General features: G+C 68.7%; 18 protein-coding genes. 11 read left to right on the top strand and 7 right to left on the bottom strand.

Annotated features, from left to right (window positions below; genetic code table 11):
• Positions 1–769, bottom strand: a 769-nt coding sequence (locus tag ACTHK2_RS19430; RefSeq protein WP_440247388.1) for an MFS transporter, incomplete at its 3' end; no start/stop codon positions are given.
• A gap of 445 nt (positions 770–1214) precedes the next feature.
• Between ACTHK2_RS19430 and ACTHK2_RS19425 the strand changes: the two genes are divergently transcribed.
• Positions 1215–1664, top strand: a complete 450-nt coding sequence (locus ACTHK2_RS19425; RefSeq protein WP_440247389.1) for a DUF4442 domain-containing protein — start codon at positions 1215–1217, stop codon at positions 1662–1664.
• Positions 1665–1988: 324 nt separating this feature from the next.
• On the opposite strand, the gene ACTHK2_RS19420 is transcribed toward ACTHK2_RS19425, so the two are convergent.
• A complete protein-coding gene (locus tag ACTHK2_RS19420) occupies positions 1989–2333 on the bottom strand; it encodes a hypothetical protein (RefSeq protein WP_440247387.1) in 345 nt (114 codons plus the stop codon).
• On the opposite strand from ACTHK2_RS19420, the gene ACTHK2_RS19415 reads away from it, so the two are divergent.
• The 3 genes from ACTHK2_RS19415 to ACTHK2_RS19405 all read left to right on the top strand — a co-directional run bounded on the left by ACTHK2_RS19415 (position 2332) and on the right by ACTHK2_RS19405 (position 5469).
• Positions 2332–3609 (top strand): choice-of-anchor Q domain-containing protein, encoded by a 1278-nt coding sequence (locus ACTHK2_RS19415; protein ID WP_440247386.1) that lies wholly within the window; start codon positions 2332–2334, stop codon positions 3607–3609. The two genes, ACTHK2_RS19420 and ACTHK2_RS19415, sit on opposite strands and share 2 nt — an antisense overlap.
• Positions 3610–3705: 96 nt before the next feature.
• Complete coding sequence (locus ACTHK2_RS19410; RefSeq protein WP_440247385.1) at positions 3706–4263, top strand: hypothetical protein; 558 nt, start codon at positions 3706–3708, stop codon at positions 4261–4263.
• A gap of 60 nt (positions 4264–4323) precedes the next feature.
• Positions 4324–5469, top strand: a complete 1146-nt coding sequence (locus ACTHK2_RS19405) for a TIGR03032 family protein (protein ID WP_440247384.1) — start codon at positions 4324–4326, stop codon at positions 5467–5469.
• 4 nt (positions 5470–5473) lie between these two features.
• On the opposite strand, the gene ACTHK2_RS19400 is transcribed toward ACTHK2_RS19405, so the two are convergent.
• Positions 5474–6052: an AAA family ATPase gene (locus tag ACTHK2_RS19400; RefSeq protein WP_440247383.1), complete on the bottom strand. Its 579-nt coding sequence runs from the start codon at positions 6050–6052 to the stop codon at positions 5474–5476.
• Between the two features lie 171 nt (positions 6053–6223).
• On the opposite strand from ACTHK2_RS19400, the gene ACTHK2_RS19395 reads away from it, so the two are divergent.
• The 7 genes from ACTHK2_RS19395 (at position 6224) to rapA (ending at position 20590) form a co-directional block, all read left to right on the top strand.
• Positions 6224–8404, top strand: a complete 2181-nt coding sequence (locus tag ACTHK2_RS19395; RefSeq protein WP_440247382.1) for a bifunctional serine/threonine-protein kinase/formylglycine-generating enzyme family protein — start codon at positions 6224–6226, stop codon at positions 8402–8404.
• A 67-nt stretch (positions 8405–8471) separates the two neighbouring features.
• Positions 8472–9125 (top strand): DUF502 domain-containing protein, encoded by a 654-nt coding sequence (locus ACTHK2_RS19390; protein WP_440247381.1) that lies wholly within the window; start codon positions 8472–8474, stop codon positions 9123–9125.
• Positions 9126–9201: 76 nt separating this feature from the next.
• On the top strand, positions 9202–11025 hold the full coding sequence (locus ACTHK2_RS19385) for a M14 family metallopeptidase (RefSeq protein ID WP_440247380.1): 1824 nt from the start codon (positions 9202–9204) through the stop codon (positions 11023–11025).
• Between the two features lie 413 nt (positions 11026–11438).
• Positions 11439–13463, top strand: coding sequence for a M13 family metallopeptidase (locus tag ACTHK2_RS19380; RefSeq protein WP_440247379.1), 2025 nt, complete (start codon positions 11439–11441; stop codon positions 13461–13463).
• Positions 13464–13516: 53 nt separating this feature from the next.
• The gene (locus ACTHK2_RS19375) at positions 13517–15556 is read left to right on the top strand and encodes a M13 family metallopeptidase (protein WP_440247378.1); all 2040 of its coding nucleotides are present in this window, start codon (positions 13517–13519) and stop codon (positions 15554–15556) included.
• Between the two features lie 576 nt (positions 15557–16132).
• Positions 16133–17395, top strand: coding sequence for a choice-of-anchor tandem repeat NxxGxxAF-containing protein (locus ACTHK2_RS19370; RefSeq protein ID WP_440247377.1), 1263 nt, complete (start codon positions 16133–16135; stop codon positions 17393–17395).
• A gap of 348 nt (positions 17396–17743) precedes the next feature.
• Positions 17744–20590 carry an RNA polymerase-associated protein RapA gene (gene rapA, locus ACTHK2_RS19365; RefSeq protein WP_440247376.1) on the top strand — a complete coding sequence of 949 codons (2847 nt, stop codon included), beginning with the start codon at positions 17744–17746 and terminating at the stop codon, positions 20588–20590.
• Between the two features lie 75 nt (positions 20591–20665).
• Here the strand turns inward: rapA and ACTHK2_RS19360 are convergent, their stop codons facing one another.
• From ACTHK2_RS19360 to trpB, 4 genes are all read right to left on the bottom strand, one after another.
• A complete protein-coding gene (locus ACTHK2_RS19360) occupies positions 20666–21565 on the bottom strand; it encodes a hypothetical protein (protein WP_440247375.1) in 900 nt (299 codons plus the stop codon).
• Between the two features lie 29 nt (positions 21566–21594).
• Positions 21595–22461, bottom strand: a complete 867-nt coding sequence (accD, locus tag ACTHK2_RS19355; protein WP_440247374.1) for an acetyl-CoA carboxylase, carboxyltransferase subunit beta — start codon at positions 22459–22461, stop codon at positions 21595–21597.
• 60 nt (positions 22462–22521) lie between these two features.
• Positions 22522–23334, bottom strand: a complete 813-nt coding sequence (gene trpA, locus ACTHK2_RS19350) for a tryptophan synthase subunit alpha (RefSeq protein ID WP_440247373.1) — start codon at positions 23332–23334, stop codon at positions 22522–22524.
• On the bottom strand, positions 23331–24241 hold a 911-nt coding region (trpB, locus tag ACTHK2_RS19345; protein WP_440247372.1), incomplete at its 5' end, for a tryptophan synthase subunit beta. The genes trpB and trpA, both read right to left, overlap by 4 nt.

Here is a 24241-nt window from a genome sequence, read left to right as displayed (position 1 = left end):
GCGCCTGGTAGGCATTGCCGACGAACAGCGAGGCGAGCCCGGCCAGCAGGGTCATCGCGAGGATCACGCGATGGTGCGATATCTCGCGCAGCGCACGGCCGATGTCGCCGAGCGTGCGCACCGCGCGCGTCGCGACCGCAGCGCCCGCGGTGCGGAACTTCGGCCCGTACGGCGCGACCGCGAGCCACGCGATGAACGGCAGGTAGAGCAGCGCGTTGACGAGGATGCCGCGCTCGGGTCCGAGCCAGAGCAGCAGGGCGCCGCCGATACCGGGGCCCATGAGCATGCCGAGCTGGCGCGCGGTCGCGTAGAGCCGCACCGCGCTCTGCAGGTGGTCGCGCCCGACGATGTCGTGCAGCAGCAACTGCGATGGCGGCCCCCACAACACGCCCGCCATGCCGTGCACGACGAGCAGTGCGGCTGCATGCCAGATCTCGAGCGCGCCGGTCACGAACAGCACGCCCCAGGCGACCGACACGCCCGCGAACAGCGCCATGCCGAGCTGGATCATGCGACGCGGATCGACGCGATCGGCGAGCGCGCCCGAATACACCGACCGCAGCAGGAATGGCAGCCAGTGCGAAACGACCGCGAAGCCGCCGAGCGCGGGCGAATCGAATCGCTCGTGGATGACCCAGTAGCTGATCACGTGCTCGATGTTGTCGGCCATCATCGCGAGGGCCGACAGCAGGAAGTACGCGCGGAAACCGCGATGCCGCAACGCGGCGAACGAAACCGGCACGGCCGGCGGAGGGGAAGCAGCGTTCATGGATGTCCTTGTGGATTTTCCGGTCAAGCAAAGGCGCCTCGTGTCCGCCTTGAGGCGGAGCCACGATGAATCCGGCAACACCGGAGACGTTGGCGCGTTGATTGACGTGAACGCTTACGGCAGCCCCACGGGACGGGATGCGGCGCGGATACTACGACGCGGGGGTGCTCGCGGCAAGGAACGCGGAGCCGAGTTGAGAGAAGCAGGGATTGAACGAAGCACACGAAGAAGAGATCAGAGGAGATTGAGACACGGAGCACACCGAAAAAATGCTGATCATCGGCGGTTCTTTTTCCTCAGTGTGCTCCCATGTGCTTCGTGTGCGCCCTGCCTCGAGCTTTGGCTGTGTTTCCTTCGTGTCCTTCGTGTTTCAATCTTTTCGCGTGTTTGGTGGTTCAATCGTTCAAGCCCCTTCAGGACGACCGCCCGCATGAAACCGACGACGATGACGCCGCGCGCGCTGCGGCTCGGCATGAATCTGTGGCCGCCGTTCCTGTTCGCGGGAATCCGCGTGCTCGACATCGGCGCGGACTGGCGCAGCGCGCGCGTCGCGTTGCGCCTCGGGTGGTACAACCGCAACGCGGTCGGCACGCAGTTCGGCGGCAGTCTGTTCGCGATGACCGATCCGTTCTGGATGATCCTCGTGATGCGCAGCCTGGGGCGCGAGTACATCGTCTGGGACAAGGCGGCCGAGATCGAATTCGTCGCGCCGGGACGCGAGAGCGTGTACGCTGAATTTCGCGTCGACGATGCCTTGCTCGAGGAGATCCGCGGCGCGACGGCGGGCGGCGCCAAGTACCTGCGCTGGTGCGATACCACCGTCCAAACGGCCACCGGCGAGGTCGTCTCCCGCGTGCGCAAGCAGCTCTACGTGCGGCTCAAGCCCGCCGCCTGAGCCGAACCGGCTTGTTTCGTGAACCGCGTCACAGGAAAGCTGTGACCGGCGCCCGACGCGCGCTGCCGACTCCGCCGCAGCAACCGGGGAGGCTCGGCCCTAGGATCCTCGATGAGCGTGCCGATGCACGCCCACGGCTTGGCACGAAACGTGTCGGGCTTCCAGAGCCGGCCTGTGCGGACAGGACAATCACCCGGCGACACTGTGAATCACTTCACAAATCGTGAGACACGCTACACTTTTCGTGCGCGGCCGGAGCACCGGGATTGCCGCGCAACGCCCTAGCGGAGGGCAGAACAAGGTCGTTCATCAGCAGGGAGACTTTCAAATGAAACGTGTCAGACAGCGTGCGGCCGATGCGCCGCGCCCGAACGTGCTCGCCAGTTGCCTCGCCACGGCGCTCGCTCTCGGAACCAGCACACTCTTCTGTTCCACCGTACACGCCAACGTGCCGCCGCCGAGTCCGATGGGGGCACACGCCACTGCCGCACTGCCGCCGGTCTTGTCGGGCGCCGAGCGCGACATGGTCATGAACACCGTCCAAGGGGCGAATCGAACCCCACCGGCGGTTCCGGCGGCGAACATTCCGGTCACCAACTGCAACGATTCGGGCGCGGGCAGCTTGCGCGATGCGGTGAATGCCGCGAATGACGGCGACACGATCGACATGACGTCGCTCGCCTGCAGCACGATCACGCTGACCAGCGGCGCGATCGCCGTCGCCGTGAACAATCTCACCTTGCAGGGTCCGGGCCTGCTGTCGCTCGAACTGAGCGGCAACGATGCGGACCGCGCGCTGTGGCACATCGGCTCCGGCACGCTGACCGTCAATGACATGATGGTCACGCACGGCAAGAAGTACCTGAACGATGGCGACATCGGCAACGCCGGCGGCGGTTGCATCTTCTCGTCGGGTTCGGTCTCGATGGACCACGCCTGGGCCAAGTACTGCGACACCGGGTCGAACGATGTCGACAATGCGGTCCACGGTGGCGCGGTCTACGCGGCCAACTCGGTCGTCATGAATTACAGCCTCGTCACCTCGAGCGCGGCGCACTCCTCCGCATTCCAGGCGCGCGGCGGCGGCGTCTACACGCCGGGCCAGTTCTTCATGTTCAGAAGCTCCATATCCAGCAACACCGTCGCGGCGCCGCACATTCCCAGCGGCGCTGGCGTGCAGGTCGGCTCCGTGCGCGACGAGGGCGTCGCCGGCACTCCGGGGCAGGCCGCGGGGGTCAAGTACAGCAACATCACCGGCAACAGCGGCGCGCTGTGGGGCGCCGGCGGTTATTTCACCGGCAACACCGCCATCGGCAACTCGACCATTTCCGGCAACAACGCGTGTCGCGCGGCCGGCTTGTACTTCGTCGCGGGCTCCGGCGTGACGCAGCCCGCGTCGATCTACAGCAGCACCGTGTCGGGCAATGCCTCTACCTGCACGGGCGGCGCCGGCGTATCCGTCTGGAACGAGAACTCGTCGTTCAAGGATTCGACGATCGCGTTCAACACGACGCAAAGTGCCGGGTCCACCAAGTACGGTGCCGGCGTGCGCGTGCCCAACGCGAATACGATCGAGCTGCAGAACACGATCATCGCGTCCAACTACGTCGATTTCGGTGATGGTCCGTTGGCGGACGACATCGGCGGCGGTGGCACGATCACCGGCGCAGCGAACCTCGTGTACTACCCCTCGTCGATGGTGACGCCAGGCGGAACGATCCTGCTCACCGATCCGATGTTGAGGGCACTCGCGAGCAACGGCGGGCCGACCTCGACGCACATGCTCAACTACGGCAGCCCGGCCATCAATGTCGGCAACAATGCGTCCGGCGCCGTCGTCGACCAGCGCGGAAGCGGTCATCCGCGCATCCTCGGGCCTTTCCCGGACATCGGTGCGGTCGAGTTCGACCTGCCCGATTCGATCTTCGCGAACGGCTTCGACTGACGCGACGGCGATCACCAGCCGCCCCGCTCGGGCGGGGCGGCTGCCATCGGCGCCCGGCTGCGCCATCATCTTTTCCCCCAGTGCAGGATGCCCGACGTGAGCACGACCATCGAAGCCCTCGCTGACAACGGCGCCGCCGTCGCCTCCGGAGACCACGCGTTCACCTACGTCGTCGGCTGGCCCGATGTCAGCGCCGACGATGCGGCCGCGATCAAGGCATTCTGGCGCGCCGAGGGCGCGCTCAACGACGAAGCGGCGATGGACCAGCGCGTGAAGCAGGTGGTCATGCATGCGCGCACGCGCGACGGCGAGGTCGCCGGGGTCTGCACCGCGGTACCGGTGACGCCGCCGCGGCTCGGGCAACCGATGTACTACTGGCGAACGTTCGTCGGCGCGCGCTGGCGCGCGAGCCCGCTCGTGATGTCCCTGCTCAAGCGGTCCTGCGTGCTGCTGGAAGAGTACGCACGCGCGCACGACTATCCTTGCATCGGCGTGCTGCTCGAGCTCGAGAACGAGCGCTTCCGCGAGCGTGGACGCATGGCGACCTGGTTCAACCCGCGCTTCGTCTACGTCGGCCGCAGCGACCGCGGCCTCGACCTGCGCGTGCTGTACTTCAAGGGCGCACGCCTCAAGCAGGCGCCGGCGCAGGCGTGACGCATACGGGCCACGCGCTCCGTGTGGCACGATGCAACCCTTCGAAACCGCCGATCCGCCATGACGACCTACGACACGCCCGCGGCGCCTGCCGCCGAACCTGTGCCCGAGAAGACCGTCGCCGAAGTGCTCGGCAGCGTGCACACCACCAATTTCCCCGACCTGCTGCGCCAGCTCGGCGGCTGCCTCGTCGTCAGCACCTACCAGGCCGGGAAGCTCGTGATCCTGCGTCCCGATGGCGCGAGCATCAACACGCATTTCCGCAACTTCGTGCGGCCAATGGGCATGGCCGCCGACAACCAGCGCCTCGCGCTCGGCACCGCGCTCGAGATCGCCGAGTTCCGCAACATGCCCGCGGTGGCGAAGCGCCTGCAGGACCCGCCGCGCCACGACGCCGTGTACATGGCGCGCCGCGTGCACATCACCGGCGCGATCGACATCCACGAGATGGCCTGGGACAAGCACGGCGACCTGTGGTTCGTGAACACGCTGTTCTCCTGCCTGTGCACGCTCGACACGAAGTCGAGCTTCGTGCCGCGCTGGCGCCCCGCGTGCGTCACGCACTACGCGCCGGAGGACCGCTGCCACCTCAACGGCCTGGCGATGCGCGACGGCCGTCCACGCTACCTCACCGCGCTGGGCGAGACGAACGAGCCGCAGGGATGGCGCGTCAACAAGCGCGACGGCGGCGTGCTGTTCGACATGGCGAGCAACAGGATCATCGCGCGTGGCCTCTCGATGCCGCATTCGCCGCGCTGGTACGACAATCGCCTGTGGGTGCTGGAATCGGGCCGTGGCAAACTCGTCACGATCGATCCGAAGACCGGCGAGAAGACCGACTTCGCCAGCGTGCCCGGCTTCGCGCGCGGCCTCGACTTCCTCGGCCCGATCGCCTTCGTCGGCTTGTCGCAGCTGCGCGAGACGAACGCGTTCACCGACATCGAGATCACCGACGACAACAAGGACCGGCAGAGCGGCGTGTGGGCCGTGCACATCGGTACCGGCAAGACCGTCGCCCTGCTCAAGTTCACCGGCGGCGTGCAGGAGATCTTCGCAGTGCAGGCGCTGCCCGGGGTCCTGTTCCCGGAGATCATCCACGAAGGCGACCTGCTCGCGAGCGCGTACGCCCTGCCCGACGAGGCGTTGCGCGAGGTCGCGTTCACGCCCGCGCCGGTGCCCGCCGGCTACGCGACTCCGGTCGGCTGAGCCCTCACGCGGGCACGCCGTGCAGGCGGGCGCGCACGGCCTCCACCGCACGCCGGCACACGTCGGCAGCCGGCAACGTCGCGTCGATGAGGACCGCATCGGCCGGCGGCGCCTCGAATCGCGCGGCCACCGCGTCGACGAGTCCGGGACTGCGGTCGCGCGCCGGGTGGGCGCGCCGCAGGGCCGCTTCGGCAACGCGCCGGCGTGCCGTCGCGGGCGGGCAGTCGAGCAGCAACGCCATCGCGGTGAAGCAATGCTTGCGCGCGAGTTCGCACAGGCGTTCGTAGTCCTCTCGTCGCGAAAACGTCATGCCGTCGATCACGCTGGACGCGCCGAGCAGGCAGTTGATCTCCACCGCGAGCAGCACGCCGCGGTAGGCGGCGTGCTTTTCGATGAAGCTGAAGTCGCACTGCGGGAACATCGCCGCGCGGATCTCGTCGCGACACACGCGGCGCAGGCCGAGTTCGGCGACGAGCGCGCGCGCGACGGTACTCTTGCCGGCGCCGGGCAAGCCCATCAGCGCGACCGCGAGCGGCGCCGCGCGCGTGCTTTTCTCCAGGGCGGGCGGGGCGTCGTCGATCACGGCTCGTTCGTCCACGTCAGGCCGGCTTTCGCCCGGGCACCGCGATTCCGGCGCCGGCGCGGCGATCGTAGCGGCGTGGATAGTGTGGCGTCCGCCGCGTTTTCCGGCGATGTGCTGCACGGCGCCGCCGCCGGTTCGCTAGAATTGTGTCCCTGACGCCATGCGATTGCCATGACCTATCTGAAGCAACCGTTCACGATTCCGGGCTATCGGCTGATCGGCCGGCTCGGTGTTGGCGGCATGGCCACCGTCTATCTCGCCAGCCAGGAATCACTGTCGCGCCTGGTCGCGATCAAGGTGCTCGCGAGCGATCATTCCGGCGACGAACTCGTGCGGCGCTTCGAGAACGAGGCGCGCACGATCGCACGCCTGGACCATCCGCACATCGTGCAGATCCACGACGTCGGTCGCACCTCGACCGGCCAGATCTACTACACGATGCCGTACCTCTCCAACGGCGACCTCTCGACGCGCAACCTGCGTGACGATCCCGAGCGCATCCTCGCGGTGATGCGCGCGCTGGTCGAAGCGCTCGGCTGCGCGCACGACCATGGCATCGTCCACCGCGACGTCAAGCCGGAAAACGTGCTGTTCGACAAGCTCGACCGGCCGATGCTGGCCGACTTCGGCATCGCGCTCACCGGCTCCAAGCAGCAGCGCGTCACGCGCGAGGGCGCCACGATCGGGTCGTCCGGCTACATGAGCCCGGAACAGGCGCGCGGCCAGCCGATCGACGGCCGCTCGGACTTCTACAGCCTCGGCGTCGTCTGTTACGAACTGCTCACTGGCGAGATGCCGTTCCAGGGCAGCGACGCGCTCGCGGTCGCTCTCGCCCACATCGAAAAGCCCGTTCCGCGCCTGCCCGTGACGCGACGCGTCTGGCAGCCGCTGATCGACAAGGCGCTCGCCAAGCATCCGGACGCGCGCTTCCAGAGCGCCGAGGAAATGATCGCGGCGCTCGACATCGTCGCGCGCCGCATGCGCACGCTCTCGCCCAAGGGCCTCGGCCGCCACTGGAAGGCGATCGTCGAGCGCGTCGTCGCGATACCGCGTCGCCGCCGCACGCTCGCGCTCGCCGGCCTCATGGCCCTGGTGCTGGCCGCAATGCTCGCGCTGTCGCCGCATGCCCCGCAGCGCACGGCCGATCCAGCGCGTGACGACACCACGAAAGGCGCCGCAGCGCCCGCCGAGACGGCGACGCCGGAGCGCACCCGCCACCTGCAGCAGGCCGACGACCTCATGTCGATCAACCGACTCGTCGCTCCCGCCGGCGCGAGCGCGGCCGACGAGTACCTTGCGGTGCTCGCGCAGGAGCCGCAGCAGGAAGACGCCCGCAAGGGCATCGCCCGCATCTTCGATCGCCTCGCCGCGGCGGTGGACAAGGCGATCGCCACAGACCACGCGGCGGAGGCGTCGACCACCCTGGGGCAGGCGGCCGACCTCGCTGCGCGCGCGGGCGATGCCGCGGGCTCCGCCTTCGGTGCATTCGTGGAATCCGTGCACCGCGCGGTCGAGCAGCGCCGCGCGCGCGCGCGCGATCCGCTCGATGCGAGTGCGCTGCGCGCGCTCGCGCCGCTCCTGCCTGCGCTCGCGCGCGTCGACGCGGCGCAGGCGAAAGCGCTGGCGAGCGCGCTCGAGCAGGCGTCCACACGGCTGCGGGAAGGCAGCGTCGTGCGTGACGATGGCGGACCCGAGATGGTCGTGATGCCGGCCGCGCGCGGCGCGGCGCCGACCATCGCGATGTCGGTCAACGAGGTGACGCGCGGCGCATACGCCGCCTTCGCCAAGGCGACCGGCCGCCCGGCCGCGCGCTGCCGCGCGTCGCAGAACCTCATCGCGCTGGTCGCCTCGCGCGGCATCGATTGGCGTCGTCCAGGCTTCGAACAGGGCGACGACCACCCGGTCGTCTGCGTGAGCTGGGCGGATGCGAACGCGTACGCGCGTTGGCTCGGCGAGCGCACGGGCGCGCGCTACCGCCTGCCGAGTTCGAACGAATGGCTCGCCGCCGCACGCGCGGCCGGCAGCGGCAAGAGCTGCCGCGCGGCCAACATCGAAGCACGGCGCGGTTGCGACGACGGCTACGAACACACGGCGCCGGTCGGGCGCTTCGGCACGAGCGCACCGGGCCTGCACGACCTCGCCGGCAACGTCAGCGAATGGGTCGACGTCTGCGCCAGCCGCGGGCGCGGCGGTGCGGATTGCGGCGAGCACCGCTTCCGCGGCCTGTCCTGGCGCGACGACGACGAAGAGTCCAATCTCGATCGCATCGACAGCGCACCGGCCGACATCGGCTACGCGAACGTCGGCATCCGCCTCGTGCGCGAGCTGCCCGCTCCGGACGCCGCGCAGTGACGCTTCCGCACGGCGCGCCTCGCGCGCCGATCCGTTACGCTTGGACCTGACCCGCCGGGCTTCCGTCATGCGACCGCTCTACGTCCAGCGCTACCTGCTCACCGGCCTGCTCACCTTCATCCCGATCTGGCTGACGTGGATCGTCTTCAAGTCGATCTTCTCGCTGCTCTCGCAGTTCAACCTGCCGTGGGTATCCGCGTTGTTCGAAGCCTTCCCGGACACGCTCGGCAGGCTGCACCAGGAATGGCTGATGTCGCTGCTCGCGTTCATCGTTACCGTGGTCGCGCTGTACGTGACCGGCTTCGCCGCCAACCGCGTGGTCGGCCAGCGCCTGATCGGCGCGTTCGAACGCGTGATCGAGCGCATCCCGGTCGCGCACAGCATCTACGGCGGCACGAAGAAGCTCATGGCGATGCTGCAGAACAAGCCCAGCGGCACGCAGCGCGTCGTGTTGATCGACTTCCCGTCGCCGGAGCTGAAGTCGATCGGTTTCGTCACGCGCGTCTTCCGTGATGCGAGCGGGACCGAACTCGCCGCCGTGTACGTGCCGACGACGCCGAATCCCACCGGCGGCTACCTCGAGATCGTGCCGCTCGAGCGCCTCGTCGCGACGGACTGGAGCGTCGACCAGGCGATGGCGTTCATCCTCTCGGCCGGCGCGGTCGGGCCGGACCCGCTGCCGTTCGAACTGCGCGGCACGCGCCCCTCGCACCCCGACTGACGCGATGTCCGAGCGCGCATCGGACGCGCGCGGGCATGCATTACCATCCGGCGATCGTTCGATGCGAGTAACCCGCATGATCGCCGTCCGCTGCCTGCTGCTCACCTTCCTGCTCGGCTCGGGGCCGGCCACCGCCGCCGCGAGGCGGGCCGACTGGACGACTCCGGCCGAAGCCGCGCAATTCCGCACCACGCCGACGTACGCGCAGACGCATGCCTGGCTCGAGCGGCTTGCCGCCGCTGCGCCCAAATCGATCCGGCTCACGCGCTTCGGCATTTCGCCGGAAGGACGCGACCTCATGCTCGTCGTCGCCGCCTCGAACGGCGAGTTCACGCCCGAAGCCGCGCATGCGTCGGGCAAGACGATCGTGATGGTGCAATCGGGCATCCATGCCGGCGAGATCGAGGGCAAGGATGCGGCGCTCATGCTGTTGCGCGACGTCAGCGTCGCGGCGAAGCGGCCGCACCTGCTCGACCATGCGATCCTCGTCTGGTTGCCGATCTTCAACGTCGACGGCCACGAGAACTCGGGTCCGTACAACCGCATCAACCAGCTCGGCCCCGATGCGATGGGGTTTCGCGCGACCGCGCAGAACCTCAACCTCAACCGCGACTACATGAAGGCGGACGCGCCCGAGATGCGCGACTGGCTCGCGATGTTCGACGCGTGGCTGCCCGACCTGTTCCTCGACATCCATACCACCGACGGCGCCGACTACCAGTACGACCTCACCTGGTACACCGAGCAGTGGGGGCCGCTGCACCCGGCCGTGCAGCAGTGGCAGCACGACGCGTTCGAACGCGCGATCCTGCCTGCCTTCGACCGCAAGCGCCACCGGTCCGCACCGTACCTCGACCTCGTCGACCACCGCGACGTCACCAAGGGCATCGGCAATTTCGGTTCCGGCCCGCGCTACTCGACCGGCTACGTCGCGCTGCGCAACCGGGCCGCGCTGCTGGTCGAAACGCACATGCTCAAGCCGTATGCGACGCGCGTGCGCGCGACCTACGACTTCGTCGTCGAGACGCTCGAACACGTGAACCGCGACGGCGCCGCGCTGCGCAAGGCGATCGCGCAGGCCGACGCCGAAACCGTCGCGCGCGCGAAGGATGCCGACGCGAAACTCGCGGTCGCCTACGGAACGAGCAAGGAGTCCGTGCCGTTCGTGTTCAACGGCTATGCGTTCCGGCAGGACGCGAGCCCGATCTCGGGCGATGCCTGGGTCCAGTACGACCCGAATACGCCGAAGACGTACACGATCCCGTACTACCGCGACCTCGTGCCGACGCAGACCGTGTCGCTACCGGCCGCCTACCTCGTACCGGCTGGCTGGACCACGGTCATCGACAAGCTGCACCAGCATCATCTGCGCACCGAGCGCTCGGCGATGCCGCTGCGCCTGGCGGTCGAGCGCTACCGGCTCGGCTCTCCGCATTGGGCCGAGGGGCCGTTCGAGGGCCACCACCTGCTGAAGGATTTCACGCTCGCGAGTGAACGCACGGAGGACGATTTCGCCGCCGGCGCGGTGATCGTGCCACTCGACCAGCCTGCCGCGAACGTCGCGGTCAACCTGCTCGAACCGCGTGCATCGGACTCGCTGCTCGCCTGGGGCACGCTCGACGCGCTGTTCGAGCAGAAGGAATACGCCGACGCGCGCGTGACCGAACGGCTCGCGCGCGAAATGCTCGCGAAGGACCCTGCCCTGCAGAAAGCGTTCGACGAACGGCTCGCCGACCCGGCGTTCGCGAAATCGCCCGAGGCGCGCCTCGCCTTCTTCTACGAACGCTCGCCGTGGTACGCGACGCAACGCGTCGGCCTCTACCCGATCGTCCGCCTCGACGCCGCCGCCCTCGCCCACGCGCGCGCGGGCCGCGCCGAGCCGGGGCTTGGAAAGCGATGAGCCTGAAACTCGAAGACACGAAAGAGAAGCAGGAAGATTGAAGGGCGGCCCGCGGAGAAACGAAGGAGCTGTGTTCGATACGCTCGTTCCCCACGCACTCCGTGGTTGTCCGTCGCGCGGACGGTGGCGTGGCGCACCGCGTGCAGGCGCGCCTCCATCCATGGCGAGTTGTTCGCGCCGATGGCGAGCGCGCTGATGGCGGCCTCACGGGCCGCGACCGTGCCGACCTCCCCCGCCTCCGCGTGGGGCGCCCGGCCTGGAACCGTCCCGCGCCGCCCCGGGGCCGCCGCCCGGACCGCCCGGCCCGCGGAAACCATTGTAAAGTGCGCGCCGCACATCGCAGTGACCTTCGACACTAGGCCACCTGCGGCGACCGTCCTAGCCTCACCGCCCACCCCGTACCGGAGCGACGCATGCCTGCATGCAGGACCCGCGTGCTGGCCGCCGCCCTCGTCCTTGGGCTGGCCGCCGGCGCGCACGCCCATACCAACGAGCGCGGCCTCGATGCGCGGAACATGGACGCGGCCACCGCCGCCTGCAGTGATTTCTTCCAGCACGCGAACGGCGGCTGGCTCGCGTCGAACCCGATCCCGGCCGAGTACAGCCGCTGGAGCCTCGACGACGAACTGCGCGAGCGCAACCTCGCGCTGCTGCACGGCGTGCTCGACGATGCGGCCGCCCATCCCGGCGTGGCGGGCAGCACGAAGCAGAAGGTCGGCGACTTCTACGCCTCGGCAATGGACGAGGCCGCGGCCGAGGCTGCCGGCCATACGCCGATCAAGCCCGACCTCGAGCGCATCGCGGCGCTGAAGACCGGTGCCGACGTCGCCGCGCTCGTGCGCAGCTGGCATGCGCAGGGCATTCCGGTGCTGTTCGATTTCGGCCCGCAGTCCGACATGAAGGACGCGAACCGCATGATCGGCTACGCGATCCAGGGCGGCCTCGGCCTGCCCGATCGCGACTACTACACGCGCACCGACGCGAAATCGAAGGAACTGCTCGGCAAGTACCGTGCGCACGTCGCGCGCATGCTCGCGCTGGTCGGCGACGAGAACGCCGAGGCCGAAGCCGGCTGGGTGGTCGATCTCGAGACGACGCTCGCGCGCGCCTCGCTCGACCGCGTCGCGATGCGCGACCCGCAGAGCTACTATCGCATCGCCACGCTCGCGCAGGCGGACAAGCAGACGCCGCACTTTTCCTGGACCGCGTTCTACAAGGACATCGGCCGCGCCGACGTCACGCGCTTCTCGCTGCCCCACCCGAAGTTCTTCGCGGCGATGGACGGCGCGCTGGCCAAGGTGCCGGTGTCCCACTGGCAGGCGTACCTGCGCTGGCACCTCGTCGACTTCGCCGCGCCATCGCTGAGCAAGTCCTTCGTCGATGCCGATTTCGACTTCCATGGCCGCACCCTGCGCGGCACCGAGGAACTCAAGCCGCTCTGGAAACGCGCGATCGACGCCACCAACGACGCGCTCGGCTTCGCCGTCGGCGAGACCTATGTCGCCAAGGTGTTTCCCGCGGAGGCCAAGCAGCGCGCGCAGGTGCTCGTGAAGAACCTCGCAGTCGCGCTGCGCGCGCGGCTCGCGAGGCTCGACTGGATGGGAGAGGAGACGAAGAAGGCCGCCTACGCCAAGCTCGACACGCTCGTGCCGAAGGTCGGTTACCCCGACGTCTGGCGTGACTACTCCGCGCTCACGATCCACCGCGGCAGCCATTTCGCCAACGTGCGCGCGGCCGCGGCGTTCGAGGCGAAGCGACTCGCCGCGAAGATCGACAAGCCGGTCGACCGCAGCGAATGGGGCATGCTGCCGCAAACGGTCAATGCGTACTACGACCCGCAGCAGAACGAGATCGTGTTCCCCGCCGCGCAACTGCTGCCGCCGTACTTCGACGCGCAGATGGACGACGCGGTGAACTACGGCGGCATCGGCTCGGTCATCGGCCACGAGATGCTGCACGGCTTCGACGACGAAGGCAGCCAGTTCGACGCGCAGGGCAACCTCAGCGACTGGTGGACGAAGCAGGACCGCGAACGCTTCGTCGCGCGCACCAGCAAGCTCGTCTCGCAATTCGACGACTACGTGCCGATCGACGAATTGCACGTCAACGGCAAGCTCACCCTCGGCGAGAACATAGCCGACCTCGGCGGCCTCGAGGTGGCATGGGACGCGTGGAAGCTCACCGACGACGGCAAGGCCAACGCGACTCGCGACGGTTCGTCCGGAGCGCAGCGCTTCTTCCTCGCGTTCGCGCAGGCCTGGCGCACGCAGCAACGCCCGGAGGCGCTGCGGTTGCAGGTGCAGTCCAACGAACACGCTCCGGCGAAATACCGCGTCAACGGGCCGGTCAGCAACATGGCCGAGTTCGCGCAGGCGTTCGCCTGCAAGGCCGGCGATCCGATGGTGCGGGACGCCGCGCACCGCGTCGACATCTGGTGAATGAACGCCGCGACCGGCGTCGCGGCGACGAAATGTCCTTGGAGAAACGAAACATGCGCAAGCTGCTCAACAACACCCTCGCGACGGCGATCTTCGCCGCACTGTCGACCACCGCGATCGCCGCATCGGCAGCGCACTCGTTCGACATCGCCGAACTCGACGCGAAGATCGCGCCGTGCGCCGACTTCAACGGCTTCGTCAATGCGAAGTGGGTCGCCGCCAATCCGATCCCGTCCGACCGCACGCGCTGGGGCGCCTTCGACCAGCTGCGCGAGCACAGCCTGCAGACGCAGCGCGGCATCGTGGAAGCCGCCGCACTCGGAGCGAACAAGGCCGAGGCCGGTTCGATCACGCAGAAGATCGGCTGGTTCTATCGCTCGGGCATGGCCGAAGGCGCGATCGAAAAGGCGGGCCTCGCGCCGGTCAAGCCCGAGATCGCGAAGATCGACGCGCTGAAGACGCCGGCCGACATCGCCGCGTACATCAACGATTCCTCGTCGCGTGGCCAGAACGGCCTGTTCGCGATCTTCACGGCGCCGGACTTCAAGAATTCGAAGATCCAGATCGCCTACGTCGCGCAGGGCGGCATCGGCCTGCCGACGTCGGAGTACTACTCCAAGCCGGACTACGCGGAACTGCGCGCGGCCTACCAGGCCCACATCGCCAAGGTGCTCGAACTCGCCGGCGACAAGGCCGACGCGGCGAAGAAGTCGGCCGAGCAGGTGCTCGCGTTCGAAACCCGCCTCGCCAAAGCCTCGCTCGTGCCGGTGGAACTGCGCAAGCCGGAGAACCAGTACCACTTCGTCACGCTCGCCGAGGCCGACAAGGCGAGCCCGAACTTCTCGTGGACGAAATTCTTCGCCGCGCAGCATGCCGACATCCAGAGCGGCTTCTCGCTGTCGCAGCCCGGCTTCTTCGCCGAAGTCGACAAGATGCTCGTCGACGTGCCGACCGACGAGTGGCGCACCTACCTGCGCTTCCACGCGATCGATTCCGCGTCGCCGTTCCTGTCCAAGCCGTTCGCCGCGGAGAACTTCGCGTTCTACAACAAGACGCTGAACGGCCAGAAGGAACAGGAGCCGCGCTGGAAGCGCGTGCTGTCGACGATCAACGACTCGATGGGCATGGCGCTCGGCGAACTGTACGTCGCCAAGACGTTCCCCGCGGAGTCGAAGAAACGCGCGCTCGAGCTCGTCAACAACGTCAGTGCCGCGCTGAAGGTGCGCATCGAGAAGCTCGACTGGATGAGCGATGCGACCAAGGAAAAGGCGATCGAGAAGTGGTCGACCTTCCTGCCGAAGATCGGTTATCCGGACAAGTGGCGTGAATGGAACGGCCTCGAGGTGAAGGCGGACGATTACTACGCGAACGTGCTCGCCGCGAGCAAGTTCAATTACGAATACGAGATCGCCAAGGTCGGCAAGCCGACCGATCGCCTCGAGTGGGGCATGACGCCGCAGACGGTCAACGCCTACTACAACCCGACCGACAACACGATCAACTTCCCGGCCGCGATCCTGCAGCCGCCGTTCTTCGACGCCAACGCCGACGACGCGATCAACTACGGCGGCATCGGCGCGGTGATCGGCCACGAGGCGACGCACGGCTACGACGACGAAGGCAGCCAGTTCGACGCGCAGGGCAACAACGCGAACTGGTGGACGAAGGAGGATCGCGAGAAGTTCGACGCGCGCACCGCCAAGCTCGTCGCGCAGTTCGATTCGTACGAGCCGCTGCCGGGCAAGCACGTCAACGGCCAGCTCACGCTCGGCGAGAACATCGCCGACCTCGGCGGCATCAACGTCGCGTACGACGCGCTGCAGATGGCGCTCGGGCAGAACCCGGCCGATGCGTCGAAGAAGATCGACGGCTACACGCCGCAGCAGCGCTTCTTCCTCAACTTCGCGCGCATCTGGCGCGGCAGCATCCTGCCCAAGCGCCAGGAAGTGCTGCTCAATGCAGACCCGCACGCGCCGGCGAAGTACCGCGCGATCGGCGCGCCGTCGAACATGCCCGCATTCGCCCAGGCCTTCTCGTGCAAGGCCGGCGACGCGATGGTGCGCGGTGCGGACACGCAGGTGAAGATCTGGTAATGGGTCGCGGCTGACCACGATGTCGAAAACGGCCGCGTGCGAGCGCGGCCGTTTTTTTTGGGGTGGCCGACCCTGGGCTACACGCGCGCGCTTCCCTGTGCAGCCCGAGGCGCCGTCATTCCGGCAAAAAGGCCGGAGTCCAGCTCTTGCTGACCGCGGGCGATGTATCCCCGCGCCGCCCCTTCGGCCTGGTCCTTCGCGCGGTCGCCGAGACGCAAGGCCCCGGCGAGACGCAAGAGCGCAACAGCGACAGCAACAGCCGAAGCCGCGCGGAAGCAGACGCAGGTATGGGCGCAGGCGGCCACAGCACGAGCGGACGTCATTCCCGCGCAAGCGGGAATCCATTGTGCTCTTGCTCCTGAAGCTGTGAGAAAGCGAAAAGAAAAATGGATTCCGGCGTGCGCGGGAATGACGCCCGGATGGGGTAGACGTGACGAACGATGCTCCCGCTCGCGCCTCGCGACCAGATCGAAAACGCGAGCCGTGTTCAGGTCGATCTAACGGATTCTTCGTATTCGATCCGCTATGGTCGCGAACGCGCCACCCACCGGCGCATCGCCCTGGGGGTCGTCCACGATGAAGCCTTGCCATCTCGCCGTCGCCGCACTGTTCGCCACACCCGTCCTGCATGCCGCGCTGCCGACCTACGAAACCGTCGAGCTGCAGGCGCGTACCAACCTGCTCGTCAACGATGAAGGCTGGAACCTGCCACCCGGTTCCTCGTTCAACAGCATCAGCGCGTCGATCAACGCGAACGCCGAAGTCGCGTTCCGCGTACAGGTCGTGCCCGACGAAGTCGATCCCGGGCTTTCCCGCCCCGGCGTCTGGCTCGGCGCGCACGGCGCAGGCCACCTCGTCTACGTCGGCGACGTCGATGCACTCATCGACAACGACACCTGCATCAACGACGCGGGCGATATCGCATTCACGATTTCCGCGAGCGGTTCGGGCAATGCGCTGTATCTCTACGACGCGTCGGCGGGCAGCGCAGGCGCAGTGAATACCCTGCCCGTCATTCCCAATTCCTACCAGTCGCCGTGCGTGAACGCGGGCGGCGACATCGGTTTCCAGGCGAGTTTCTCCGGCGGTCGCGCCTATGCCGCGCGGCTCGGTGGTACGACTGCGATCTATGTCGGCGACGCCGCGGTTTCGCCGGGCAGCCCCTACACCTACCTCTACACCCCGTCGTTCAATGCGACCGGAACAATCGCGGCGAAGGTCGCGACATCCGCCGACCAGTTCAGCCAGGTGGAGATCCGCGCATTCGCGAGCGACGGCAGCTCGCAGCGCCTGCTCGCGAACCAGGCGACCGATGTCGCGTCGCCCTATTCGAAGTTCGACAACAGCCTCGCACTCGCCGACGACGGCACCATCGCAGTCGTCGCGACGCGCGCCGCCGACAACCGGCGCGTCGTGCTGCGCAGCGACGGCACGACGACGACCGAAATCGCCGCCGTGGATCCGGCGGGCACGATCCTCGAACTCGACGCATTCCCGCCCGCGATCAACGCGTCCGGCTGGGTCGCGTTCCGTGCGCGCGATGCGCAAGGCCAGGCGATTTATCTCGGTGACGGCGAAACGCTGCTGCGCGTGGCCGGCAACGGCGACGTCGTCACGACCGACCTCGGCGCCGCGCAACTCGGCCAGCACGACAGTTCGCCGGTATTCTCCGGCCGCCCCGCGATCAATGCACATGGCGACATCGCCTTCGTCGCCGGCGTGTATCCCGAGGGCAACAGCCAGGTCGAGTGGGGCAGCGGCGTGTTCGTCGCGTACGCGACACCGACCATCGTCGATCTCATCTTCGCCGACGGCTTCGATTCGACGCCGGCCCGCTGAACGCATCCGCGCTCCGGCGCGCGCCGGAGCGCGGAACGCGCCGACGTCCTTCTTCTCGTCCGCGCTCAGCTTCGTTTCGAGCACGAGGGTGAAGAACTCGACCGTGTCGTCGGGCGTGAGCAGGCGATCGTCATGCTCGGCGCGCCCCAATGATTCAGTTCGTTGGAATCGATCGTGCGCCGCTATCGGCCGGGACCTGCAGCGCCGCAATTCCGCTGCCGGCGCCGCCATGCGCCGCCATGACATCAATGGCGCGCCGCGTCATGCGGACCGCCGAAACCGCGTCCGGAGACTATGCTTGGCACGCCGCGACCGCGATAATCGGACTCCCTTTCCGCTGCTGCGTCCATGTCTTTCGTCCCCGGTCAACGCTGGATATCCAACGCCGAGCCCGAACTGGGCCTCGGTACGGTCGTGCGCCTCGACGGTCGCACCGTGCAGGTGCTGTTCGCCACAGCGGGCGTGCTGCGCCACTACGCGAAGCAGGCGGCGCCGCTCGCGCGCGCGGAGTTCCGCGTCGGCCAGAAGGTCAGCGGCCAGAAGCAGAACTTCGTGGTCGAACGCGTGAGCGAGGCGAGCGGCCTGCTCACCTACCACAACGGCACGCGCGCGCTCGCCGAATCCGAACTCGACGACGCGCAGCCCGTGTCGCGCGCCGACGAGCGCCTGCTGTCGGCGCGCGTCGACGCGCCCGACCGCTTCGACTTCCGCCTCGCCGCGCTGCGCCGACGCGCCGCCGCGATGCGATCGCCGGCATGGGGTCTCGCCAGCGCGCGCATCGACCTCATCGCGCACCAGTTGCGCGTCGCCGCGATCGTCGCGCAACGCCGGCCGCCGCGCGCGCTGCTCGCCGACGAAGTCGGCCTCGGCAAGACGATCGAAGCGGGCATGGTGCTCGCGCGCCTCCTCGCGAGTGGGCGCGTCGCCCGCGTGCTCGTGCTTGCGCCGCCGAGCCTCACCGCGCAGTGGTTTGTCGAACTGCTGCGGCGCTTCAACCTGCCGTTCGCCTTGTACGACGAGGAGCGCTGCGAGGCGATCGAGGTCGCCGACGGCACGCGCAATCCGTTCGACGACGAGCAATGCGTGATCGCCGACGTCGACTGGCTCGCCGGCGCGCCGCGGCGCGCGACGCAGATCGCCACCGCCGACTGGGACCTCGTCGTCGTCGACGAAGCGCACCACCTCGAGTGGTCGCCGGACGCAGCGAGCCCCGCCTATGCGCTGGTCGAGCGCCTCGCCGAGCGCGCGCCGGGCCTCGTGCTGCTCACCGCTACGCCGCAGCAGCTCGGCCGCAGCGGCCACTTCGCGCGCCTGCGCCTGCTCGATCCCGCGCGCTATACGGACCTCGGGAGCTTCACCGCCGAGTCCGAAGGCTATGCCGCGTTGTCGGCGGTCGCCGCACGGCTGGTCGACGCGATGCCGCTCGACGACGACGTGCGCGCCGCACTCGCCGACCGCTTCGGCGAGGACGCGGAACTGGTGCAACTGCTCGCGCGCTACGACGAGGACCGCGCCGCGAATGCGCCGCGCCTGCTGGACGCCCTGATCGATCGCCACGGCACCGGCCGCGTGATGTTCCGCAACCGGCGCGCGCAGATCGGCGGCTTTCCCCGGCGCGTCGCACGCATCGACGTGCTCGACGGCACCGAACTCGACGACGGCGCGCGCCAGCGCCTGCTCGCTGAATTCCATGCCGACGCGCAGGCGCATCCGCCCGCCGTCGAGGTCGACTACGCCGGCGATCCGCGCTTGCCGTGGCTCGTCGCGCTGATCGAACGTCTCGCGCCGGCCAAGCTGCTGCTGATCTGCCGCACGCAGGCGAAGGTGCTCGCGCTCGAGGACGCCTTGCGCACGCGCAGCAGCGCCAAGGTGGCCCGCTTCCACGAAGGCATGAGCATCCTGCAGCGCGATCGCAATGCGGCATTCTTCGCCGAGAGCGACGGCGCGCGCGTACTGCTGTGTTCGGAGATCGGTTCGGAAGGCCGTAACTTCCAGTTCGCCCACCACCTCGTGCTGTGGGACCTGCCGCTAGACCCGGATCTGCTCGAACAGCGCATCGGCCGCCTCGACCGCATCGGCCAGCGCCACGACATCGAAATCCATGCCGCCGCGTTCCACGGTACCGCACAGCATGCATTGCTGCGCTGGTACCATGAAGGCCTCGATGCCCTGCACGGCAGCCCGTCGGACGGGCGCGAGATCCTGCGTCGCTTCGGCGCGCGCCTGCTCGCCGAAGCGGAGCGGCATGCGCTCGGCGGCGAGGATCCCGATGTCGAGGTCGACGCGCTGATCGGCGAGACCGCGGCGACGCATCGAGAACTGTCCGAACTCGTGCAGGCCGGGCGCGACCGCCTGCTCGAACTCGCGACCGAGCGCCAGGCGCGCGAGCTGCCGCTCGCAGACGCGTTGCGCGAGCAGGACGCCGATACGGGCGCGGACGAGTTCATCCTCGCGCTGTTCGAGCAATTCGGCGTCGATGCCGAGGAAACCGGCGCGCGCACGGTCGTGCTCGACCCGGAATACCTCAGCACCGATGGTTTCCCGGGCCTCAAGGACGGGCCGCAACAGGTCACGTTCGATCGTGCGACCGCGCTCGCGCGCGAGGAGCTGCCGCTGCTGCGGCTCGACCACCCGCTCGTCATCGGCGCGCTCGATCTGCTGCTCGAAAGCGAACAGGGCAATGCAGCGATCCTCATGGACGCCGCGCTGCCGCCACGCACGGCCCTGCTCGAATGCGTGTTCGCGCTCGAATGCGTCGCGGACCGCAAGCTCGACGTCGGGCGTTTCCTGCCACGGCTGCCGTTGCGCACGGTCGTCGACACGCGCCTCACCGCGCGCACCGACTACGTGCCGAACACGGTGAGCCTTGCGCGCGCGCGCGAGCAGCCGGTCGACGCGGCGCGCTATCGCCCGCTGCTCGCCAAGCTCGTGCCGCCGATGCTGGCCGCCTGCGAGACCGAGGCGCGCCGCCTGGCCGCGACCGAAGTCGGCCTCGCGCTCGCCACCGCACAGCGCGAGCTGGACGCGGAACACGCCCGCCTCGCCGCGCTCGCCAAGGTCAACCCGTCGGTACGCGAGGACGAGATCGCCGCGATCGCGCAGGAACTCGACGACCTGCGCCACGCGCTCGCGACTGCGGCGCCGCGCCTCGACGCGATCCGCTTCGTGTGCAGCGCGGACATCGCGGCGCGCTGAGCCACTGCGTACACATCGCCGGATCGCCGACGCGGACGGTCGTGGCGATGTGGGAACGGCTTCAGCCGCGATGCTCTACCGTCCTGCCTCGTCCAAGTGCATCGCGACTTCCGTCGCTCCCATGGGAAGAACGCAGGGCGCGCGCTCCCGTGGGAGCGGCGGAAGCCGCGATGCTATTTGCGACGTGCGCTCGCGCGTGCCGCGCTCAGCGCGAGCGGTTCGCCGCGTCCACCGCGCCGCGCCGGACAGCCCGCGCCGGCGGCGCGCAGTCCAGCGCAGGCGCGGTTTGCGACGAAGCGAGGCTGCCCTCGTCCGGGTGTGCGTCCTGCCAGCGCACGCGGCAGGTTTCCGGCAACGGATCGGGCGCATGCGCACGTTTGTCCGTGATCGCCCGCGCGAGCACGGCGCGGCGACCCAGGATCCGGCCGTATCGGGATGGCCATCGTCGAGCCATGGACGCACGCGGCTGCGCACGACGAAGCGCTGCATCGCCGCGCCGACGTCGGCGAACGGCACGCCGCAGTCCTTCGCCGCGCGCGCGCCGGCCTTGCTGAGCGCGGCCTGCGCGTCGGCGGCCCCCTGCCAGGTTCCGAACCAGACCGGTCGGGCGCCGGCCTTGCGCACGAGCGCCGCGGCTTCGCACATTGCCGCGATGGAACCGGCGCATTCGCGATCTTCGGCTCCACACAGCGGATACCCGCCGCGATCCTGCAGCACGACCGCGTCGTAGTGCGCGCGCGCGAGCTCCTGCTGCATCGTGCCGCGATCGAGGTGCTCGCGCATCGTCGTGCCCGCGCCGGCGATCATGGAGGTATCGAGCACGACGTCGCCGGCGGCGGCGAGCGCCGCGGTCATGCGTGGCAGGTCGTTGTAGTAGACGAGGCTGTTGCCGACGAACAGTACGCGCCGCGGCGCGAGCAATGGCTCCGCCATCGCGGTGACGAGCGGCGCGCCCGCGATCAGTGCGCACAGCATCGCGCGCAGGGGTCGCGCCGGACGCACCCTCAGGCGGCCGCTTTCGGCTCGCGCATGAGCAGCGCGAGCACGGCGGCGAGCTTGTCGCGCATCTCGCGGCGGTCGACGATGAGGTCGATCGCGCCGTGTTCAAGCAGGAATTCCGAGCGCTGGAAGCCTTCGGGCAGGGTCTCGCGCACGGTCTGCTCGATCACGCGCGGGCCGGCGAAGCCGATCAGCGCCTTTGGCTCGCCGACGTTGATGTCGCCGAGCATGCCGAGGCTCGCCGACACGCCGCCGGTAGTCGGATGGGTGAGCACCGAGACGAACGGCACGCCCGCATCGCGCATGCGCGCGAGCGCAGCCGAGGTCTTGGCCATCTGCATCAGCGAGAACAGGCCTTCCTGCATGCGCGCGCCGCCGGTCGCCGAGAAGCAGACGAGCGGCATGCGCTCGGAGAGCGCGAGTTCGGCCGCGCGCGTGAACTTCTCGCCGACGACCGAGCCCATCGAGCCGCCCATGTAGGAGAACTCGAACGCGCACGCGGCGAGCGGATTGCCCTTGAGCGTTCCACGCATGGACACGAGCGCGTCCTTCTCGCCGGTCTGCTTCTGCGCCGCGATGATGCGATCCTTGTACTTCTTCGAGTCGCGGAACTTGAGCGGATCGGTCGGTTCGAGGCCGGCGTCGAGCTCCTGCGTGCTGCCCTCGTCGAAGAACGCAGCCAGGCGCGCGCGCGCGCGGATCGAGTGGTGATGGCCGCACTTAGGGCACACCATCAACGCGGCCTCGAGCTCGGGCTTGTACAGCACGGCACCGCAGCCCTCGCACTTCTCCCACAGGCCTTCGGGCACCTTGCCTTTTCCGGTCGTCGACGAGCGCGCTCGCGGACCGACCAATTTTTGCAGCCAGTTCATAGTTGTCCTCAGCCGTCCTCCATGACGGCAAAGATCAAACCGGCATCCATGCCGGACTCTTCAAGTGAAGCAGCCCACCGTGTCGAGGGCGGTGCGGATCGGGGCGAGGAACGCGCGGGCGCGTTCGGCAGCCTCGTCCGCATCGGCCGCGCCGGCGAGCCGCTCGACCAGGGCGCTGCCGATCACGACGGCGTCGGCGAACTCGCCGATCGCCGCCGCGGAAGCGGCGTCACGCACGCCGAAGCCGACTGCGACCGGCGTGCTCGCCCGGCGCCGGATCGCGGCGACGCGCTCGCCCACATCGGCCGTGCTGAGGCGGTCCGCGCCGGTGATGCCGGCGAAGGAGACGTAGTATAGGAAACCCTGCGCCGCGGCGCAGACGCGTGCCAGGCGCTCTTCGGTGGTGGTCGGCGCGGCCAGGAAGATCTGGGCGAGACCCGCGTCGCGCAAGGGCGAGGCCGCGGCGATCTCCTCGATCGGGCAGTCCACCAGCAGTACGCCGTCGACGCCGGCTGCGACCGCGTCCGCGCCGAAGCGGGCCGCCCCATGGATCTCGACCGGGTTCATGTAGCCCATGAGCACGACCGGTGTGGCGGTGTCGTGCCGGCGGAACTCGCGCACCCAGTCGAAGATGCGCGCGAGGCCGACGCCCTTGGCGAGAGCGCGTTCGCTGGCGTGCTGGATCACCGGCCCATCCGCCATCGGATCGGAAAACGGCACTCCGAGTTCGATGAGGTCGGCACCCGCGTCGACCAGCGCGTGCATGACCGGGACGACCGCCTCCAGTGACGGATCGCCCGCGGTGAAGAACGGAATGAGCCCGGTGCGGCCGCGCGCGGCGAGTTCGGCGAAGCGGGCATCGATGCGGCTCACAGCGTTATTCCTTCGCGGGCGGCGATCGTGTGCACATCCTTGTCGCCGCGCCCGGACAGGTTGCACAGGACGAGGCGATCCTGCGGCAGCTCGCGTGAAAGCTTGATCGCCTGCGCGATCGCATGGCTCGACTCGAGCGCGGCGAGGATGCCCTCGCTGCGCGCGAGCTGGTGGAACGCGCCGAGCGCCTCGTCGTCGGTGACGCCGACGTAATCGGCACGACCGCTGTCCTTGAGGAACGCGTGTTCAGGGCCGACGCCCGGATAGTCGAGGCCGGCCGAGACCGAATGCGTTTCGGTGATCTGGCCATCGTCGTCGCAGAGCACATAGGTGCGGTTGCCGTGCAGCACACCCGGCCTGCCGGCCGCGAGCGATGCGGCGTGGTGTCCCGATGCGATGCCCTCGCCCGCCGCCTCGGCGCCGACGATGCGCACGTCGCGATCGTTGAGGAAGGCGTGGAACAGGCCGATCGCGTTCGAGCCGCCGCCGACGCAGGCGGTGATCACGTCGGGCAGGCGCCCGAACTGTTCGAGCATCTGCGCACGCGCCTCGCGCCCGACCACCGCGTTGAAGTCGCGCACCATCTTCGGATACGGATGCGGTCCGGCGACGGTACCGATGATGTAGAACGTGTCGGCGACGTTCGTCACCCAGTCGCGCATCGCTTCGTTGAGCGCGTCCTTGAGCGTCTTCGAACCCGACATGACCGGCACCACTTCCGCGCCGAGCAGCTTCATGCGGTAGACGTTGATCTTCTGCCGCTCGATGTCGGTCGCGCCCATGTAGACGACGCAGTCGAGGCCGAAGCGCGCGCATACGGTCGCTGTCGCGACGCCGTGCTGGCCCGCGCCCGTCTCGGCGATGATGCGGCGCTTGCCCATGTGGCGCGCGACCAGCGCCTGGCCGA

It is taken from the genome of Dokdonella sp. (assembly GCF_051958935.1).
GTDB lineage: Bacteria > Pseudomonadota > Gammaproteobacteria > Xanthomonadales > Rhodanobacteraceae > Dokdonella_A.
The sequence above is the reverse complement of the archived record's forward strand: the minus strand, read 5'-3'. Positions and strand labels throughout refer to the sequence as shown.